Annotated in this window: 17 protein-coding genes; 11 read left to right on the top strand and 6 right to left on the bottom strand. The window is 68.0% G+C overall.

Annotation, left to right across the window (positions count from 1 at the left end; translation table 11 throughout):
- Nucleotides 1-461: 461 nt before the first annotated feature.
- Entirely contained in the window at nt 462-1,004 is a 543-nt protein-coding gene (locus tag AC1RGU_RS29760) for a hypothetical protein (RefSeq protein ID WP_492699869.1), read from the bottom strand.
- Nucleotides 1,005-1,127: 123 nt separating this feature from the next.
- Here AC1RGU_RS29760 and AC1RGU_RS29755 point away from each other — a divergent pair, with 123 nt between their 5' ends.
- On the top strand, nt 1,128-2,099 hold the full coding sequence (locus tag AC1RGU_RS29755; RefSeq protein ID WP_159278951.1) for a LysR family transcriptional regulator: 972 nt from the start codon (nt 1,128-1,130) through the stop codon (nt 2,097-2,099).
- A gap of 55 nt (nt 2,100-2,154) precedes the next feature.
- On the opposite strand, the gene AC1RGU_RS29750 is transcribed toward AC1RGU_RS29755, so the two are convergent.
- Nucleotides 2,155-2,328: a hypothetical protein gene (locus AC1RGU_RS29750; protein ID WP_167394953.1), complete on the bottom strand. Its 174-nt coding sequence runs from the start codon at nt 2,326-2,328 to the stop codon at nt 2,155-2,157.
- Between the two features lie 129 nt (nt 2,329-2,457).
- Between AC1RGU_RS29750 and AC1RGU_RS29745 the strand changes: the two genes are divergently transcribed.
- The gene (locus AC1RGU_RS29745; protein WP_492699867.1) at nt 2,458-3,264 is read left to right on the top strand and encodes a metallophosphoesterase; all 807 of its coding nucleotides are present in this window, start codon (nt 2,458-2,460) and stop codon (nt 3,262-3,264) included.
- Between the two features lie 16 nt (nt 3,265-3,280).
- Here the strand turns inward: AC1RGU_RS29745 and AC1RGU_RS29740 are convergent, their stop codons facing one another.
- On the bottom strand, nt 3,281-4,015 hold the full coding sequence (locus AC1RGU_RS29740) for a GntR family transcriptional regulator (RefSeq protein ID WP_062470492.1): 735 nt from the start codon (nt 4,013-4,015) through the stop codon (nt 3,281-3,283).
- 297 nt (nt 4,016-4,312) lie between these two features.
- On the opposite strand from AC1RGU_RS29740, the gene AC1RGU_RS29735 reads away from it, so the two are divergent.
- From AC1RGU_RS29735 to AC1RGU_RS29700, 8 genes are all read left to right on the top strand, one after another.
- Nucleotides 4,313-5,650, top strand: coding sequence for an aromatic ring-hydroxylating dioxygenase subunit alpha (locus AC1RGU_RS29735; RefSeq protein ID WP_492699865.1), 1,338 nt, complete (start codon nt 4,313-4,315; stop codon nt 5,648-5,650).
- 9 nt (nt 5,651-5,659) lie between these two features.
- Complete coding sequence (locus tag AC1RGU_RS29730; protein WP_492699863.1) at nt 5,660-7,105, top strand: glutamine synthetase family protein; 1,446 nt, start codon at nt 5,660-5,662, stop codon at nt 7,103-7,105.
- 8 nt (nt 7,106-7,113) lie between these two features.
- Entirely contained in the window at nt 7,114-7,437 is a 324-nt protein-coding gene (locus AC1RGU_RS29725; RefSeq protein WP_062470484.1) for a 2Fe-2S iron-sulfur cluster-binding protein, read from the top strand.
- Between the two features lie 97 nt (nt 7,438-7,534).
- Nucleotides 7,535-8,737: an ABC transporter substrate-binding protein gene (locus tag AC1RGU_RS29720; RefSeq protein WP_062470481.1), complete on the top strand. Its 1,203-nt coding sequence runs from the start codon at nt 7,535-7,537 to the stop codon at nt 8,735-8,737.
- A 36-nt stretch (nt 8,738-8,773) separates the two neighbouring features.
- Entirely contained in the window at nt 8,774-9,634 is an 861-nt protein-coding gene (locus tag AC1RGU_RS29715) for a branched-chain amino acid ABC transporter permease (protein WP_062470478.1), read from the top strand.
- On the top strand, nt 9,631-10,593 hold the full coding sequence (locus AC1RGU_RS29710; RefSeq protein ID WP_307582673.1) for a branched-chain amino acid ABC transporter permease: 963 nt from the start codon (nt 9,631-9,633) through the stop codon (nt 10,591-10,593). Before AC1RGU_RS29715 ends, AC1RGU_RS29710 begins: the two co-directional genes overlap by 4 nt.
- The gene (locus AC1RGU_RS29705) at nt 10,590-11,357 is read left to right on the top strand and encodes an ABC transporter ATP-binding protein (protein WP_492699860.1); all 768 of its coding nucleotides are present in this window, start codon (nt 10,590-10,592) and stop codon (nt 11,355-11,357) included. The genes AC1RGU_RS29710 and AC1RGU_RS29705 overlap by 4 nt, the downstream gene beginning before the upstream one ends.
- Complete coding sequence (locus AC1RGU_RS29700) at nt 11,350-12,078, top strand: ABC transporter ATP-binding protein (protein ID WP_492699858.1); 729 nt, start codon at nt 11,350-11,352, stop codon at nt 12,076-12,078. Before AC1RGU_RS29705 ends, AC1RGU_RS29700 begins: the two co-directional genes overlap by 8 nt.
- A 4-nt stretch (nt 12,079-12,082) precedes the next feature.
- On the opposite strand, the gene AC1RGU_RS29695 is transcribed toward AC1RGU_RS29700, so the two are convergent.
- The 3 genes from AC1RGU_RS29695 to AC1RGU_RS29685 all read right to left on the bottom strand — a co-directional run bounded on the left by AC1RGU_RS29695 (nt 12,083) and on the right by AC1RGU_RS29685 (nt 15,382).
- Nucleotides 12,083-12,433, bottom strand: coding sequence for a hypothetical protein (locus AC1RGU_RS29695; protein WP_159278961.1), 351 nt, complete (start codon nt 12,431-12,433; stop codon nt 12,083-12,085).
- A gap of 101 nt (nt 12,434-12,534) precedes the next feature.
- On the bottom strand, nt 12,535-13,704 hold the full coding sequence (locus AC1RGU_RS29690; RefSeq protein WP_070061347.1) for an ABC transporter substrate-binding protein: 1,170 nt from the start codon (nt 13,702-13,704) through the stop codon (nt 12,535-12,537).
- A gap of 85 nt (nt 13,705-13,789) precedes the next feature.
- The gene (locus tag AC1RGU_RS29685) at nt 13,790-15,382 is read right to left on the bottom strand and encodes a phospholipase D family protein (protein WP_492699856.1); all 1,593 of its coding nucleotides are present in this window, start codon (nt 15,380-15,382) and stop codon (nt 13,790-13,792) included.
- 96 nt (nt 15,383-15,478) lie between these two features.
- Here AC1RGU_RS29685 and AC1RGU_RS29680 point away from each other — a divergent pair, with 96 nt between their 5' ends.
- On the top strand, nt 15,479-16,708 hold the full coding sequence (locus tag AC1RGU_RS29680; RefSeq protein WP_492699854.1) for a nucleoside recognition domain-containing protein: 1,230 nt from the start codon (nt 15,479-15,481) through the stop codon (nt 16,706-16,708).

The following is a 16,708-nucleotide window of genomic DNA, read 5'->3' as shown; positions in this document are numbered from 1 at the left end:
CGAAGCCTTCGATTATGCACTGTTTTTTCAAACCGCGTCAACTTTCGAAGACTTTCTTCACCACCCACAACCAGCGCCCCTGAGAGCACCAGTCGCTTCAAACACCAGAGGTATTCAGCAGCGAAGCCTGCCAGTGTATGTCATTTTGGGTGCCGAAGCCAACACGAGATGAAAAGAATCTTGCAGTGAGACCGCTCCACAGCTTGCCGCGTCTTCAGGCACCGCTTGATCTCACTGCGCTCCCCAGTAGCGACTCCATCCGCCCCTTATATAGAGCGGCGTACGCTCCGCTAACGAGGGTGCCATCGAGCAACTCCTGCAGCGCCTCCATGACAGCAGAGACATTCGCCAACCTGCATCGGCTCAGCCCCCAATGAAAAATGCCCGTCGAACATACGTTCGACGGGCATTTGAACCAACTCAGCTACAACCGAGCACTTCGGTGCCCGGCCCAGCCTTGCTTAGTAGTAACGCGAGCTGTTCATGCGGCGCATCGCTTCGTACAGCGTGGGCATGCGCACCTCTTGCGAACGGCGGTTCATGCGGGCCAGGGCGTCGACCTTGGCGACAGCCTGAACCGACACGACGTCGTCCGACTGCTGGCGCCACACGGCGGCTTGCAGCTCTTGCATGATGCGCGGGTCGCTTTGAGCGGTCGCCAGGAAGCGGGCGTCTGCACGCGCTTGTGCACGGCGCTCTGCAGCTTCGCGCCACAGGGTGGCCAGGCTGCTCTTGCGGACCGAGCCGACGAAGAGTGCGAACAAGGCGATGGCGGCGACGCAGAACACGGTCCATGCGGCAAGCAGCGCGCCTTCGTCCCAGCTGGAGACGATCTTGTCGGCGACCACGAGCACGGCGGCCGCGAGGGCCAGCACGAACAGGGCGATCAGCGGACGGGCGCCATGGGCGCCGGCACGGGCGGCCTGGATCTGGCCGAAGAGAACTTCGGCGCGACGGACGCCGGGATGTTCGGTGGGTTGGTCAACGTGGACAAAGCTGGTCATGATGCATCCCTCCTGGGGATAAGTGGTAATCAGTGGTGGCGAACAAGGCCGATGCCCTGATATTAGGGATTACCCCAGTGTTCCGCCACTTTATCTTTCTGATGTTTATCATTCATATCGCTGATGGACGTCAATTTCCGCACATTCGATCTCAACCTGCTGCGCGTCTTCGACGAAGTGATGGCAGAGCGCAACCTCACGCGCGCCGCCCGCAACCTTGCGATCACCCAGCCGGCCGTGAGCAACTCGCTGCGCCGCCTGCGCGAGCTGCTGGGCGACGAGCTGGTGCGGCGTTCCGGTGCGGGCGTGGAACCCACGCCGCGCGCGCAAGCCCTTTGGCCGACGGTGCGCGACGCCTTGCGCCAGCTGCAGCACACGCTGGCGCCCGGCGAGTTCGATGCCGGCACCGCCGACACGACCTTCCTGCTGGCCATGGCCGACGCCACGGCCGCCGAACTCATGCCGGGGCTGGTGAAGATTGCGGAAGAAGAAGCCCCGGCCATCTCGCTGCGCGTGCTGCCGCTGACCACGCGCGACCCTCGCCGCATGCTGGAGCACGAAGAAGTCGACATGGCGATCGGCTACTTTCCTGCCGTGATCGCGAGCCTGGCGGCGCGCGGGCAATCAGGGGTGGGGGTGCCGTTCGAGACCCAGCGGCTCTACCTGGGCCAATATGTCTGCGTGATGCGACGCGGCCATCCGCTGGCCAGCGCACCGCTGACGCTCGACAGCTACTGCACGGCGCGGCACCTGCTGGTGAGCTTTTCGGGGCGGCCGTACGGCTTCATCGACCAGACGCTGGGCGCCATGGGGCGCGAGCGGCGGATCGCGGTGACGGTGAACCAGTTCTTCACCGCCGGGCGCGTGGTCGCGAATTCGGACCTGCTGGCGGTGCTGCCGCGTCACTTCGTGAGCGTGACAGGCATCGAGAATCAGCTGGTGGTGCGGGACCTGCCCTTCGACCAGCCGCCGGTGCACGTGGATGCCATCTGGCACCGGCGCGCCCAGCATGGGCATTCGCACGAGTGGCTGCGCACGGCGCTGTTGCGCTCGGCGGCCGCGGCGTTTGCGGACTCGGTCCACGGGCAGGCGTGACCTGCCCCTGGATCCCGGGTGCGCCGCACGGGGCGGGGCGGCGCGCGTCGGCGAATTACCTGACGACGCTGAGCCAGGCGGAAGCCGCCGCACGCAGCTCCTGCGCGTGGTGCGCACCGCGACCGGCACGGCTGTCGGCGCTTTCCATCAGCGCGGCAGCGTGGCTGGCGGGGGTCTGGCTCGGCGACGAACGGAAGAAACGGGCCACTTGGGCAAGAAGACTGAACATGACGGTGCGCGGCTTGTGGCTGCGACGGGGTTGATTAACGATGGATGTAGATTAAGGGTAATCCCTAGTAAAGCAAGCCCCAGGTTATGCATCTCACGCATAGTGCGATTCACCTAGACTGACCCGACGATGAAGCTGCAACTGCTCTCCGACCTCCACCTGGAATCCCACCCCAACTTTCATGCCGACCCCATCCCGGGCGCCGACCTGCTCGTGCTCGGGGGCGACATCGGCTCCTACCAGGAAGGCTCCCGCCTGACGGACACCGATTTCGGCCTGGGCCGCTTCTCGCCGCGCAAGGGCTGGCCGACGCCGGTGGTCTACGTGCCGGGCAACCACGAGTACGACAACCTCGATTTCGACGCGACGCATGCGCGCCTGCGGGCGCTGTGCGACGAGCTGGGCATCCTCTGGCTGGAGCGCGAGACGCTGGTCATCGAAGGCATCCGCTTCATCGGCACCACGCTGTGGGCCGATTTCGACGCGCTGGTCGAGCCCCGCGACGGCCTCGCCGAGGCGCTCAAGAAGCGCGGCAAGGCGATGCGCGCGGCCGATTTCTACCTCGAGAAAATGGCCGGCACACGCGACGGCAAGCCCTTCATGGCTGCCGAAATGAGAGAGCAAGCGCTCACCTGCCAGGCCTGGTTGCGTGATGCGCTGGCCCAGCCGTATGACGGCACGACGGTGGCCATCACCCATTTCGCGCCCAGCTTGGCGAGCGCCGATCCCCGCTATGGGCTCACGCCCGGGACCGCGGGTTTCTGCAATTCGCTCGACGAGTTGCTGCCGCACGCGCAGCTGTGGCTGCACGGCCACCTGCATTGCCCGTTCGACTATGTGAAGGACGGCTGCCGCGTGGTCGCCAATCCGCTGGGCTACCGCAGCAACGGCGAGCAAGAGGGCTACCAGCCCCAGCTGCTGATCGAGATCCGCTGACCGGCCGTTTCGCCGCTCAGGCGGTGCGCCCCTTGGCCACGAGCCGGATGCCCGGCATGAGTTCGGCCGCGAGTTCGGGCCGCTCCAGCGCGTAGTCGAGGTTCATGCGCGCGATCTCGACGTGCTCCTCGCCAAGCGCCTGGGCGCGCGAGCCCTGGCCGCGCTCGATGGCCTGCACCATCGCGTGGTGCGTGCGGTGCGCCTGGCGCATCCACTGCTGGCCCTCCTCCATCGACGACTGCATGGGCAGCATCGCGCTGGGCGCGGCAAAGGGCTGGCCGCCGAGCATGTCCATCACGCGCTTGAGCGCAAGGTTGCCGCAGCCTTCGAGGATCAGCCGGTGGAAGCGGTCGTTCATCTCGACGTACGCCGCGTAGTCGTCGATCTCCATGCTGGGCTTGTTGACGGCGCGGTCACCGTCTTCCAGGCAGTCCTTCAGGTCGCGCAGCAGCTGGCGCGACACGCCGTCTTCCGCCAGCAGGCGGGCGGCAAAGCCTTCGATCACGCCGCGCACGCGGATGGCGTCGGCCACCTCCTGCGAGGTGAAGCGGCGCATCTGATAACCGCCACTGGGCGACTGCTCGATGAGGCCTTCGTGCTCGAGGCTGGCCAGCGCCAGGCGCACCGGCGTGCGCGAGGCCCCGAGCTTCTCGGCCAGCGGGATCTCGGCCAGCCGCTCTCCGGGCACGAATTCGCCCTTGAGGATCAGGTCGCGCAGTTGCACGAGCACGCGGGATTGTTGGGAGTCCATCGGGAGGCGCCAGGGCAACAAGGAGAGGGATGAATGGGCGGATTCTAGGAGACCCGCCCGCCACTGCACGCAGCATAGCCAAACGGGCGCGTTTGTTGCATGCACTGCAAACAGAAGTGTGTCAAAAACACACAATCACCTCAGAGTTAACCCTATATATGGCCGCTTCGAGCCCCAAAACAGGGCGAATCGGCCGATGAAAGTTTGACCTTTGTCAAAAATCACCAAGACAATGCATACAACTGCATGCAATGCCTGCAGGCCTTCTGACAAAGACCTCTCGATGGAGCCCGCACGATGATCAGCGCCGAGCAAAACGATTTCATCACCCGCGTCGGACCCGGCGCGCCCGCCGGCAAGCTGCTGCGCCGCTACTGGCAGCCGGTGGCCCTGGCCGACGAACTGGCGGGCCCGCGCCCGGTCAAGCCCGTGAAGCTCATGGGCCAGGACTTCGTGCTGTTCCGCGACGAGAGCGGCCAGCTCGGCATGCTCGACCGCGACTGCCCGCACCGCGGCGCCGACCTGGCCTTCGGCCGGCTGGAAAACGGCGGCATCCGCTGCGCCTTCCACGGCTGGCTGTTCGACGCCAAGGGCAACTGCCTGGAGACCCCGGCCGAGCCCGCCACCAGCAAGCTGTGCAGCCGCATCAAGCAGTCGGCCTATCCGGTGATCGAGAAGGCCGGCATCGTCTTCGCTTACATCGGCGAGGGCGAGCCCCCGGCCTTCCCCGACTTCGATTGCTTCGTCGCGCCCGACAGCCACACCTTCGCGTTCAAGGGCCTCTTCGAATGCAACTGGCTGCAGGCGCTCGAGGTGGGCATCGACCCCGCGCACGCCTCGTACCTGCACCGCTTCTTCGAGGACGAGGACACATCGGAAAGCTACGGCAAGCAGTTCCGCGGCGCCTCGGCCGACTCCGACATGCCCATCACCAAGGTGCTGCGCGAGTACGACCGCCCCGACATCAGCGTGGAACCCACCGACTACGGCTTCCGCCTGAAGGCGCTGCGCAAGCTGTCGGAAGACACCACCCACGTGCGCGTGACCAACGTGGTGTTCCCGCAGGCCTTCGTGATCCCGATGAGCGCCGAGATGACCATTTCGCAGTGGCACGTGCCCGTCGACGACACGCACTGCTACTGGTACGCCGTGTTCACCAGCTTCACCGGCCCGGTCGACAAACAGCAGATGCGCGACCAGCGCCTGAAGCTGTACGAGCTGCCCGACTACACCTCGCGCAAGAACAAGCGCAACAACTACGGCTACAGCATCGAAGAGCAGCTGACCGAGACCTACACCGGCATGGGCGACGACATCAACGTGCACGACCAGTGGGCGGTGGAGTCGCAGGGCGCCATCCAGGACCGCACGCGCGAGCACCTGGGCAGCACCGACAAGGGCATCATTGCCTACCGCCGCGTGCTGGTGAAGGCCATCGAGGCCACGCTCGCCGGCGAAACCGCGCCGATGCTCATCGACGCCGCGCAGGCCAGCGCCATGACCGGCCCGCCGTCGATCGACGGCATCGGCAAGGTGGTCGATGAAGCCGCCACCGAGGCCTACTGGCAGGACGCCGACCGCGCGCGCCGCCTGAAGTCCGACTGGGCGTCCGCACGCCTGGCCGCCACGGCCTGAGCACGCGCCATGAACAGCCACACCTTCGTCGACCGCTTCGGTCTCTGGTCGGCCGACCAGCATGCGCAGGCGCGCGAACTCGTGCGCCGCATCGACAGCGGCGAGGTGGACACCGTCCGCTTCGCCTGGCCCGACCAGCACGGCCTGCTGCGCGGCAAGACCCTGGTCGCGGGCGAGGCGCGCTCGGCCCTGTGGGAGGGCGTGAACCTCACCTCCACCCTGCTGGCCAAGGACACCTCGCACAAGACCGTGTTCCCCGTGTTCACCCAAGGCGGCGGCTTCGCCATCGAGGGCCTGCAGGGCGGCGCCGACTTCACCATCGTGGCCGACCCCGCCACCTTCAAGGTGCTGCCCTGGGCACCGCGCACCGGCTGGATCCTGTGCGACGCCTACATGGCCGACGGCCGGCCCTGCCCCTTCGCCACGCGGCAGATCCTGCAGCGCGCGGTGGCGCAGCTCGACGAACTCGGGCTGGACTTCATCGCCGGCCTCGAGGTCGAGTTCCACGTCTTCAAGCTCGAAGACGCGCGCATGGGCCTGGCCGACTCGGGCCAGCCTGGCGAGCCGCCGCGCGTGTCGCTGCTGTCGCATGGCCACCAGTACCTGACCGAGCTGCGCTACGACCGCGTCGACGGCCTCATGGAGCTGCTGCGCTCGCAGCTCGTGGCGCTCGGCCTGCCGCTGCGCTCGCTGGAGATCGAGTTCGGCCCAAGCCAGTTCGAGCTCACCTTCGGCCCCACGGCCGGCGTGACGCCCGCCGACACCATGGTGCTGCTGCGCAGCGCCATCAAGCAGATCTGCCAGCGCGCCGGCCTGCACGCCACCTTCATGTGCCGCCCGAAGATCCCGAACGTGATGTCCAGCGGCTGGCACCTGCACCAATCGCTGCGCCGCAAGAGCGACGGCGTCAACGCCTTCATGCCCGAACCCGGCGGACGCGACCTCAGCGAGATCGGCATGCACTACCTCGGCGGCCTGAAGGCGCACGCCTGCGGCGCCGCGGCACTGGCCAGCCCGACGATCAACGGCTACCGCCGCTACCGCCCCTTCTCGCTCGCGCCCGACCGCGCGATCTGGGCCCGCGACAACCGCGGCGCGATGCTGCGCGTGCTCGGCGGCCCGGGCCAGAACGCCTCGCGCATCGAGAACCGCGTGGGCGAGCCGACGGCCAACCCGTACCTGTACCTCGCGTCGCAGCTGTTCTCGGGGCTGGACGGCATCCGCCACCAGACCGACCCCGGCCCCTCGGCCGATGCGCCGTACGAAACACCGGCCGAGCAACTGCCGCGATCGCTCGGCGACGCCCTCGCCTGCCTGCGCCGCGACGAGATGCTCAACACGCAGATGGGCAAGACCTTCGTCGACTACCTGTGCCACATCAAGGAAGCGGAAATCGCCCGCTTCAACCTCGAAGTCAGCGAGTGGGAACACCGCGAGTACTTCGACATGTTCTGAACCCTTCAATGCCCACGATCCACTACATCCTCAAGGACGGCACCACGCGCGAGGTCGACGCCAAGGTCGGCGCCAGCGTGATGGAGACCGCCATCCGCGGCAACGTGCGCGGCATCGACGCCGAGTGCGGCGGCTGCTGCTCGTGCGCGACCTGCCACGTCTACGTCGACGACGCGTTCCTCGAACTGCTGCCGCCGCCCGACGACATGGAAAGCGCGCTGCTCGATGCCGTCGCGTCCGAGCGCCGGCCCGGTTCGCGCCTGAGTTGCCAGCTCAGCGTGAGCGCCGCCCTCGATGGCCTCACGGTGCGTGTGCCCGATACACAGGTCTGACCAGCGCGTCGGGCATCATCGCCCGCTGCCAAACATCCGGTTACAAGCCAGCGGCGCCCGTGCGGCGCATTCCACTCCCTCTGAAAGGCGTTTTTTCATGACGACGACGATGACCAAGCGAACCCTCCTCTCGACCCTGCTGCTCGCCGGCCTCGGCATGGCGGGTGCGGCCCAGGCACAGACCACCGAGCCGCTGCGCATCGGCCTCATCGCGACCTACTCCGGCCCCTACGCCGACTACGGCCGCCAGTTCGATGCCGGCATCGCGCTGTACCTGAAGGAGCACGGCGGCAAGGTGGGCGGTCGTACCGTCGAGATCATCAAGAAAGACACCGCCGGCCCGGCGCCCGACGCCGCCAAGCGCATCGCGCAGGAGCTCATCGTGCGCGACAAGGTGAACGTGCTCACCGGCCTGGACTTCAGCCCCAACGCCTACGCCGTGGGCGCCATCGCCACGCAGGCCAAGATCCCCACGCTGGTGATGAACGCGGCATCCTCGGCCATCACCACCAGCTCGCCCTACGTGGCGCGCCTGTCGTTCACCGTGCAACAGGTCACCGACCCGATGGCGCGCTACATGCTCAAGCAGGGCGTGAAGGACGCCTACACCGTGGTCGCCGACTACGCCTCGGGTGTCGATGCCGAGACCGCGTTCAAGAAGGCCTTCACCGCCGGCGGCGGCAAGGTCTCGGGCGAGGTGCGCACGCCGATGAACAACCCCGACTTCTCGGCCTACGTGCAGCGCATCAAGGACGCCAAGCCCCAGGCCGTGTTCTTCTTCTTCCCCTCGGGCGTGATGCCGCCGGCCTTCCTCAAGGTGTGGAAGGAGCGCGGCATGGAGCAGGCCGGCATCAAGCTCTTCGCCACCGGCGAAGCCACCGACGACAGCTACCTGGACGCCACCGGCGACGTGGCGCTGGGCCTCGTGACCAGCCACCACTACTCGTTCGCGCACAACTCGCCGAAGAACCAGAAGTTCGTGAAGGATTTCGCCGCCGACAACGGCACCAAGCTGCGCCCCAGCTACTTCGCCGTGACCGCCTACGACACCATGGCCGCCATCGACCTGGCGCTGGCCAAGACCAAGGGCGACACCGCCGGCGACAAGTTCATGGACGCGCTCAAGGGCCTGAGCTTCGAGAGCCCGCGCGGCCCGATCGAGATCGACGCGGCCACGCGCGACATCGTGCAGACCGTCTACATCCGCAAGACCGAGCGCGCCAACGGCCAGCTGGTGAACGTGGAGTTCGACAAGTTCGAGCGCGTCAAGGACCCGGCCAAGGAAGCCGCTCCCAAGTAAGCCAACGCCAGCCAGCACGCAGCAAGCAGGAAATTCATGGGCATCGTGATCTTCGATGGAGTGGCCTACGGCATGCTCCTGTTTCTCATCGGCGTGGGCCTGTCCATCACGATGGGACTCATGAATTTCGTCAACCTCGCGCACGGCAGTTTCGCGATGGTGGGCGGCTACGCGGCCAGCGTGCTCATGAACCAGTGGGGCCTGGGCTTCGGGCTCTCGCTGGCGGCGGCCTTCGTGGCGGCGGCGGTGGTGGGCGCGGTGCTGGAGTTCGTGTTCTACCGGCGGCTGTACCGCGCGCACCCGCTGGACCAGGTGCTGCTGTCGATCGGCGTGGTGTTCGTCTCGATCGCCGCGTTCACCTACTTCTTCGGCCCGACGATGCAGCCCTTCACGCTGCCGAAGGCGCTCGAGGGCCAGGTGTCGCTGCTGGGCCTCGAAGTGGGCCGCTACCGCCTGTTCCTGATCGGCTGCGGCGTGGCCGTGCTGGTCGCGCTGCTGCTGGGCCTGGGCAAGACGCGCTACGGCGCGATGGTGCGCGCCGCGGTCGACAACCAGCGCGTGGCCGGCGGCACGGGCATCCACGTGCAGCGCCTGTTCTTCCTGACCTTCTCGCTGGGCTGCGGCCTGGCGGGCCTGGGCGGCGCGCTGAGCCTGGGCATGCTGGGGCTGGAGCCGTCGTTCCCGCTCAAGTACCTCGTCTACTTTTTGATGGTGGTGTGCGTGGGCGGTGCGGGCACCGTCACCGGGCCGTTCATCGCGGCGCTGCTGGTCGGCATCGTCGACGTGGCGGGCAAGTACTACCTGCCTGAAACGGGCGCCTTTCTCATCTACGTGTTCATGATCGTCATGCTGCTGGTGCGCCCGAACGGCATCGTCGCCAAGAAGGGGCTCGCATGAAGCCGCTGAGCCTGTCCCCCGCGCAACTGCGCGTGGCCGAAATCGCCTTCTGGCTCGCGCTCGCGTCGAGCTTCTTCCTCTTGCCCGACAAGCTCACGCTGATGAGCCAGATCATGATCTTCGGGCTCTTCGCCGTGTCGCTGGACATGGCGCTGGGCTACGCGGGCATCCTCACCGTGGGCCACGCCGCCTTCTTCGGCGCGGGCGCCTACGCGGCCGGCCTGCTCGCCAAGTACGGCTGGAGCGAGCCCTTCAGCGGCCTGGTGTTCGCGCTCGCCGTGTGCGGCCTGCTGGGCTACGTGCTGAGCTACCTGGTGGTGCGCGGCGCCGACCTCACGCGGCTGATGATCACCATCGGCGTGTGCGTGCTGCTGTTCGAGCTGGCCAACCGGCTCTCGGGCATCACGGGCGGCACCGACGGCCTGCAGGGCGTGGTGATCGCGCCGGTGCTGGGCCTGTTCGACTTCGACCTCTACGGCAAGACCGCGTTCGGCTATGCCTTCGGCGTGGTGCTCGCGATGTTCCTGCTGGTGCGGCTGGTGCTGCGCTCGCCCTTCGGACTGGCGCTGCGCGGCATCCACGACAGCCGCAAGCGCATGACGGCCATCGGCTCGCCGGTGGAAGCGCGCCTGCGCATGGCCTACGCGATGTCGGCCGCCGTGGCCGGCGTGGCGGGCGCGCTGCTGGCGCAGACCACGCAGTTCGTGGGCATCGAATCGATCAGCTTCAACCGCTCGGCCGAAGTGCTCATCATCCTCGTGCTCGGCGGCACCGGGCGGCTGTACGGCGGGCTCATCGGCGCCATCGTCTACATGCTGGTGCACGACTGGTTCGCCGACATGAACCCGCAGTACTGGATGTTCTGGCTCGGCATCTTCCTGATCGCGGCCGTCATGCTCGGGCGCGGCGGGATCATGGGCGCGCTCTCGCGCGTGGTGCGCACGGGGAAGGCGCGATGAGTACGAACACCACGCACGCCCTGCGCACGCAGAACCTGGGCATCCGCTTCGGCGCCTTCCAGGCCGTGAGCGACGTCAACCTGTCGCTCGAGCCCGGTGCGCGGCAGGCGCTGATCGGCCCCAACGGCGCCGGCAAGACCACACTCATCAACCTGCTCACGGGCGTGTTCAAGCCCACCAGCGGATCGATCCGCCTGGGCGAGCGCGACATCACGCGCCTGCCCGGCGACAAGCGCGCCCGCATGGGGCTGGCGCGCACCTTCCAGATCAACACGCTGTTTCCCAGCCTCACGCCGCTCTTGTCGGTGGTGCTGGCCATCAGCGAGCGCGAAGGCCTGGGCGCCACCTGGTGGCGGCCGCTCAAGGGCTGCACCGCCGTGTTCGACGAAGCGCATGCGCTGCTGGCCACGCTGAAGCTCGACGCCCTGGCCGACGTGCCCGTGGCCGAGCTGGCCTACGGCAAGCAGCGGCTGCTCGAGATCGCGCTGGCACTCGCCGCCAAGCCCCGCATCCTGCTGCTCGACGAGCCCGCCGCCGGCGTGCCGGAGGACGAGAGCGGCGAACTCTTCGAAGCCATCGCGGCGCTGCCGGCCGACATCAGCGTGCTCTTCATCGAGCACGACATGAAGCTCGTGTTCCGCTTTGCGCGCCGCATCTCGGTGCTGGTGGGCGGACGCATCCTCACCGAAGGCACGCCCGCCGAGATCGGCGCCGACCCGCGCGTGCGCGAGGTCTACCTGGGAAGCTCGCACCACCATGGCTGAAACCGCCGCCCTCGCCTTCGACCGCGTCACCGCCGGCTACGGCAACGCCGTGGTCCTCGACCGCCTCGACTTCTCGCTGCGGCCCGGCGAAAGCCTGGCCATCCTCGGGCGCAACGGCGTGGGCAAGACCACGCTGCTCGAAACGCTGATGGGCAACACCCGCGTGATGCAAGGCGCGATCCGCTGGCAGGGTGCCGACATCACGCGCTGGCCCGCGCACCAGCGCGTGCGCGCGGGGCTGGGCTGGGTGCCGCAGGAGCGCGAGGTGTTCCCCTCGCTCACGGTGGAAGAAAACCTCACGGTGATCGCCCGCCCCGGCAGCTGGACCTTGCGACGGGTTTATGAATTCTTTCCGCGCCTGCGCGAGCGGCGCGGCAACTACGGCAACCAGCTCTCGGGCGGCGAGCAGCAGATGCTGGCCATCGGCCGCGCGCTCATGACCAGCCCGAAGCTGCTGCTGCTCGATGAGCCGATGGAAGGCCTCGCGCCGATCATCGTGGAAGAGCTGGCCGCGGCGATCCGGCGCCTGTGCGAATCGGAAGGCCTGGCCTCGATCGTGGTGGAGCAGCACCCGGTGCTGGCCCTGGACATGACGCACCAGGCGATCGTGCTGGAGCGCGGCACCGTCGTGCACGCCGGCCCGAGCGCGGCGCTGGCGTCCGACAAGGACTTGCTCGAAGGTTTGCTGGGCGTGGGCATCGCCGAAGCGCCGGCCGGCTGAGCCGTCAGGCCAGCAGGCCGATCCGCCGGGCACCGACAAAGAAACGCCACGACGCCAGCCCGCCGGCGATGAGGCTCACGCCCCACGACAGCCACACGCAGGTGTAGAGGATGAAGGCCAGGCCGACGTCCACCACGGGCGCCAGGAAGGTCGTGTCCTTGCCGAACAGCACGTGGGTGCCCAGGCCCCACCACACGAAGTACGGCAGCACGGCCAGGCACAGGCCGTAGACGAGGCTGGCCACCAGCGGGCCGAGGTGCTCGCGCAGTACGGCCCAGCGCACGAGGAAGAACAGGGCCAGGTCCAGCAGCACCAGGGCCAGCAGGCCGAGGCCCAGGATGAGTTCGAGGGTCATGGCCGCACTGTAAGCACGCCGGCCCGCGACAGGGCCGTGCGTGTGCCGGCGTACCGGCAGGCGCTACCGTGCGCCGCAGCGCGCGGTACGCCTCGACCGCATCAGCTCAGCATCTGCCCGCGGCTGCCGATCACGGCCACGTCCACGAACTGGCCGCCTTCGCGGTTGGAGCGGCCGTAGTTGATCTTCACGCCGCCCAGGTCGAAGTTCTCGATGCTCGCCATGCCGCCGAGCACGGCGGCGCGCGTCGGCGCGGGGCCGGCGCGGCGCAGGCCCTCGGCCAGCACGGCGGCGTTCATGTAGCCCTCCAGGCTGGTGAGCGAAAAATCCTTGGTGCCGTTGGCCACCATGTCGGCCTGGTAGCGGCGCACGATCTCGAACTTGGTCGAGTACGGCGACGGCACCACGATCACGAAGCCCAGGCCGCGTGCCAGGTCGCCCATGGCCGACAGCGCGCTGGCCGTGATCGACAGGCCGTAGGCCGAGCTGCTGTTGCCCGCGCCGCGCAGCGCCTTCAGGAACACCGGCGCCGTGCCCGCCAGGCCGACCACCACCACCTGCGGCTTGGCCTTGGCGATGGCCTCGGCGGCCGGACCCACTTCCATGCTCGTGGTGTTGGGCGTGGTGGCGATCACCGCCGGCTCCAGCTTGGCCTTGGCCAGCGCGTTCTTGAACGCCGCCAGCACCGACTGGCCCAGCGGGTCGTTCGAATGCACGAGGCCGATGCGGGTCTGGCCCAGCACGGCGGCCGTGCTCACCAGCTTGTCGACCTCCTGGTCGTAGTTGGCGCGCACCCAGAAGGTGTTGGGCGAGGTCTTCTTGCGCAGCGCGATGGTGCCGGTGATCGGGCCCACCACGGCCATGCCGGGCACCGCGTCCATCACCTCGGCGGTCTGGCGCGTGCCCAGCGGGTGCACCAACGCGAGCACCGAGCTGTCCTTTTCGAAGGCCAGTGCGTTGGCCTTGGCCACCTCGGGCTTGAAGGTGTCGTCGGCCATCACGAGCTCGACCTTGCTGCCGTGGATGCCGCCGGCCTTGTTCAGCGCGTTGAAGAACGCGCTGGAGCCCTGGTACAGCCCCTGGCCGTTGGCTTTTTCGACGCTGCTGTTGTCGAAGGTCGTCCCGATGCGGATCGCACGGTTCTGCGCGAACGCCGGAAATCCCAGCCCGACGCCGGCCGCGGCGGCCGTCGTGGCGGCCAGCCCGGAAAGGGCACGGCGGCGGCTGGTGGAAAGCGGCGCGGTCGACTCGCGCGGCACGGGGACGGTCATGATCAAAGCCTCCAATAGTCGGTGACAAAAGTTCACATTTCAAACAGAAATGTAACGCACCTCACTGGATCGGTCATGACAAACCCTAGAGCAGCTCCTCGCCCACGATGGGTAAAAGCAACCAGTTCTTGAAGCGCAGCCAGAGGAATTCCCCCGGTTCGTCCTCGTGCACGATGTCGCCGCCGGCGTCGTCGTATTCGAGCCACTGCACGCGCCGACCGCCCGGCGCGAGCCGCAGCCGGTAGCCCAGGTTGACGCGCTCGCCGTTCATGAGCTTGTCGTAGTCCTGCACCAGCCGCGGGCTGTCGATCACCAGCCCCATCTCGGTGTTGACGGCGGCCGAGCGGTGGTCGAGGTTCATCGAGCCGACGAAGAAGCGCTCGTCGTCCACGATGGCCAGCTTGGCGTGCAACCGGCTGATCGACTTGCCGAAGTCGCCGAAGCGCCCCGAGCGCCCGGTGAGCGTGGGCGCGATCTCGTAGATGGTGACGCCGATCTTCAGCATGTCGGCGCGGTAGCGCTCGTAGCCCGCATAGGCCAGCGGTTCGTCGGTGGCGCCCAGCGAATTGGTGACCACCGTGATGCGCCCGCCGCGCTCGATGGTCGCCTTCATCATCGCCATGCCGCGCGCGCCCGGAATGAAGTACGGCGAGCCGATCTTCACTTCGTGCTTCGCCGCCTGGATCACGCCGAGCGCGCCCTCGGTCACGCTGCCGCCGTAGGCCGCCTCGGCCTTGCGCGTGATCTTGTCGGGGTCGTCCACGAACAGCGTGGCCGGGGCCCAGTAGCGGTCGATGCGGCCGGTGGTGAGCTGCTCGCCGAGCGGCGACTTGTTCAGGATGTCGCGCTGGCGCATGGGCACGTCGGGCACGGCCGCGCGCGCCAGGGTGTCGAAGCGCCGCTGGGCTTCTTCCATCGGCAGGCGCCGCGGCGCGATGCGCTCGATGGGCCAGGCGTGCTCGCTGTTCCAGTAGCGGTCGAAGCCTTCGGACATGCGGCGCACGATCGGCCCGCTGGACAGCACGTCCATGTCGATGAAGTTCGCCGCCGTGCTGCGCATGAAGTACTCGTTGGCGATGTTGCGCCCGCCCGAGACGGCGAAGCTGTTGTCGGCCACCAGCAGCTTGTTGTGCATGCGGTGGTTGATGCGCCCGAAGTCGCCCAGCGAGAACAGCAGCCGCGCGGCCAGCGAGCCGGCGCGCGAAGGCAGCGGGTTGAACAGCCGCACCTCGATGTTCGGGAAGGCCGAGAGGCTGCTGAACACCTCGTCCTCGCCCGCCGTGTACAGGTCGTCCACCAGCAGCCGCACGCGCACGCCGCGCGCGGCGGCCTCGCGCAGTTCCTTGAGGAACAGCAGGCCGACGTCGTCGTTGCTGATCAGGTAGTACTGCACGTCGAGCGACTTCTGCGCATGCCGCGCCAGCGAGATGCGCGCATCGAACGCGAACGCCGCCTCGGGCAGCAGCCGGAAGCCCGACAGCCCCGCCGCCCCGCCCTGCGGCGCGTCCTGGGCGGCCAGCCGGCCCAGGTCGGTGTCGGCCACGTCGGTGATCGCGTTCGTGAGCACCGGGTGCGGCTGCGGCGGCGGCAGGCTGGCGCAGCCCGCGAGCCAGGCGAGGGCCAGCCCGCTCGACACCAGGGCGACAAAGCGACGAAGGCGAAACAGGGCGGCGGCCATGGGTCGCACTGTAGCGCCGCAGAGCCCGGCCGGGGCGGCATGCCGCCCTATGATCAACGGCACACACGGCAGCCAACGAAAAGAAGGAAAAAACGCGTGCTCAATGGGTTGTGGCTGGGGTTCTTCGGGATGGCGGCGCTCGCAGCGCTGGGACGGTGGCTCGTCGGCGGCGACCCGACCGTGTTCGCGGCGCTGGTCGAAAGCCTGTTCGCGATGGCGCGGCTGGCCGTCGAGGTGATGGTGCTGCTGTTCGGCACGCTCACGCTGTGGCTGGGCTTCCTGCGCATCGCGGAAACCGCCGGCCTCGTCGGCTGGCTCGCGCGCCTGCTCGGGCCGCTGTTCCGGCGGCTGATGCCGGGCGTGCCGGCCGGGCACCCCGCACTCGGGCTCATCACGATGAACTTCGCGGCCAACGCGCTGGGGCTGGACAACGCCGCCACCCCCATCGGCCTGAAGGCCATGCGCGAGCTGCAGCGCCTGAACCCCGACCCCGTGACCGCCACCAATGCGCAGATCCTGTTCCTGGTGCTCAACGCCTCGTCACTGACCTTGCTTCCCGTCACCATCTTCATGTACCGGGCGCAGCAGGGCGCGAGCGACCCGACGCTGGTGTTCCTGCCGATCCTGCTGGCCACGAGCGCCTCGACGCTGGTGGGCCTGCTGTCGGTGGCGGTGGTGCAGCGCCTGCGGCTGTGGGACCCGGTGGTGCTGGCCTACCTGGTGCCCGGCGCGCTGCTGCTGGGCGGCTTCATGGCGCTTTTGGGCACGCTGTCGGCGGCGGCCATCGCCTCGCTGTCGTCGCTGCTGGGCAACCTCACGCTGTTCGGCGTGATCATCGTGTTCCTGGCGGCCGGCGCGATCCGGCGCGTCAAGGTCTACGAGGCCTTTGTCGAAGGCGCGAAGGAAGGCTTCGACATCGCGAAGCACCTGCTGCCCTACCTCGTCGCGATGCTGTGCGCGGTGGGCGTGCTGCGCGCCTCGGGCGCGCTCGACTTCGCGCTCGACGGCCTGCGCTGGCTGGTGCAGGCGGGCGGCTGGGACGCGCGCTTCGTCGACGCCATGCCGACGGCACTCGTCAAGCCCTTCTCGGGCAGCGCGGCCCGCGCCATGCTCATCGAGACCATGAAGACCCAGGGCGTCGACAGCTTCCCCGCGCTGGTGGCCGCCACCATCCAGGGCAGCACCGAAACCACCTTCTACGTGCTGGCGGTGTACTTCGGCGCCGTGGGCATCCAGCGCGCCCGGCACACCGTGGTCTGTGCCTTGCTGGCGGAGCTGGCGGGGGTGGTGGCTGCGATTGCGGTCTGCTACTGGTTCTTCGGCTGA

Source organism: Variovorax sp. GW823-FHT02B07 (assembly GCF_058797695.1).
This window is presented reverse-complemented; position numbering and strand designations above follow the sequence as displayed.